This window comes from Psychrobacter lutiphocae DSM 21542, assembly GCF_000382145.1.
GTDB lineage: Bacteria > Pseudomonadota > Gammaproteobacteria > Pseudomonadales > Moraxellaceae > Psychrobacter > Psychrobacter lutiphocae.
The window spans coordinates 1-2,108 of record NZ_KB907692.1; the positions used below are offsets into that span (position 1 = coordinate 1).

Sequence of the window (2,108 nt, forward strand, 5' to 3'; positions counted from 1 at the left end):
GATGGTCAAAATTAAGGCGCTTAATACGCTCTTTTTCAGTGACATCATCTGCAAAACTATCTAAATGTAAAAACATTATTTAAACCATCCTTGTTTAAGCCTAAAAAGTGTCAACAACTTCTAAAAGTCTAGGCTCCATCCAATCGATAAATCGTTCAAGACTGCGGTTGATGTAATAAAAATACTGCGAAAATAGTGCTCTTTCAAAACTAAACTCTGAATTATGACCTTCAAATGCTAAAAAATCCTGCTGAAACACTATGTCTTTCGGCTTCAAATTTTTCTTAAATGTATTTTTAGCCATTAATAATGAAGGTCTGGCTACATAGAATGTGTTTGGAATCAAAGGAAATAATATAATCCAATGAAATTTATCGTTTACAGGTTTCGTAAAAAAGCTTGTTCCTTTGTTTGAAATACTATTATTATACTCAAAACCTTTTAGATATTTGTCTGCTAGCATGACATACAGCTGCTTAATATCATCTGGCTTTAAATCAACAAAACCCTCAAAACCATAGGTTTCATTTCCTTTGTAATCATCTAAAAAGTAATCATCTCCTATAGGGTAATTCTCTATATCCCTATTACGCCATCGTTTATCTGCTTGAATTTTGTTATAGATATTTAATTTCAAAGCCTCATCATAAATAGATGTATTTTGACTGAATAGCCTTTGAGATAGATCATTTATTCGTAAGTCATAATAATTCCCAATATCTTCCAAAGGCATATAAATATTTTGATAATCTTGTCTTTTTATTCTAGTACTATATTTAGGAACAATATTAAAACCATCTTCAGTGTGCAGATAAGTTTCATCAGGAAAAAGTGAACATACTTGAAGCGATACGTCGTTTACCCAAGGCTTTTGAATTACATTCTGAAAATAAGCAAGCTCTAAATAAAAATTAGCAAAACCTTCATTAATATCTTGATTCGCCCATTTCATTTTCAATACAGCGAGTTCATGACCTATAGACTTATACCACTTTTGACTCGTTTCAGATGCAAAGATATCCCAATATTGATTATTTCTTTTATAGTCCTCATGCATTAGTCAAACCATCCTGTAAACCATTTAGTAACTTTATTCCACTTTTCGGAAGCATACTCTTTACCTTTTTTTATTAAGTCAGACTTGGTTAAAGTATCAAGTCCTAATGCAATCCTCATTGACTCTAAAAATGGTACTTTTTTAACTGTATCTCCATTTTCATCTTTACCACTTGCATGACTTAATGCTGACATTAGTAAGGTCAATAGAGCCAATACAGCTGGTGGGTTTTTCACAAAATATATCATCAATGCAATTAGTAAAACTAGCCCAATAATTTCAGTTGCACTTAAATCAGCTTCTTTAGCTAGAGTCACTAAACGGTCTTTTATATTTTTAAATTCATCCCACCATGAGCTGTTTTTGGCAGCTGGTATAGCATCTGGAAGATTCGCAGTTGAAAACTGTTCTTGCTCCTGTGATTGTTTCTTTTTTTCGACGTAAGAATAGAAGAATAAACCAGAATCATTGTCTTTAGTATCCTTATGAAAATTAATAGTATATGTCTTTCCTAAAGTTTCAATAGTCCTACCATTTAAAGGACTAGCAATTAGTAATATATCACTAGATTTACCAGCTTCCCAACAACCTTTATTAGACTGTGTCTTATAGTCATCTATTTGATCTAATGCTTTTTTATAATTATATTTATTTGCGCTATACATCCATGATTCAGGCTTCAACTCCCATAAAGTCCCTTTAAAACTATTATCATTGTATCTTTCTAGAAGTCTATTAGTTCTATCAACATGGTAAGCATCTGGCATTAGCTTGCCATTTCCCTTCTTACCTTTACCAGTTGGCCAAGTATACGATCCGTACCTAAATCTTGCATCACCACCACCCCAACTTTTATTAACTGAATCTATACTTCTTAGCTCTAGAGCGACCATACTGTGTACAGCTGTTCCTATTAATGCGGATTTATTATTTCTCCACCACTCGCCTTCAGTTGCCAATCCCCACCAATCAACAAACTCATGCGGTCTATCATTGGCAAAGGCATACAAATCCTTACCAGCTGCTAAGCCGACAGGATCAGGTGTTAAAT

Annotated in this window: 2 protein-coding genes; both read right to left on the reverse strand. The window is 33.2% G+C overall.

Annotated elements, in window-relative coordinates; translation table 11 throughout:
• Positions 1 to 100: 100 nt before the first annotated feature.
• Positions 101 to 1,057: a hypothetical protein gene (locus tag H140_RS0113535; RefSeq protein ID WP_019674178.1), complete on the reverse strand. Its 957-nt coding sequence runs from the start codon at positions 1,055 to 1,057 to the stop codon at positions 101 to 103.
• Positions 1,057 to 2,108, reverse strand: a 1,052-nt coding sequence (locus H140_RS16085; RefSeq protein WP_033427093.1) for a hypothetical protein, incomplete at its 5' end; no start/stop codon positions are given. The genes H140_RS16085 and H140_RS0113535, both read right to left, overlap by 1 nt.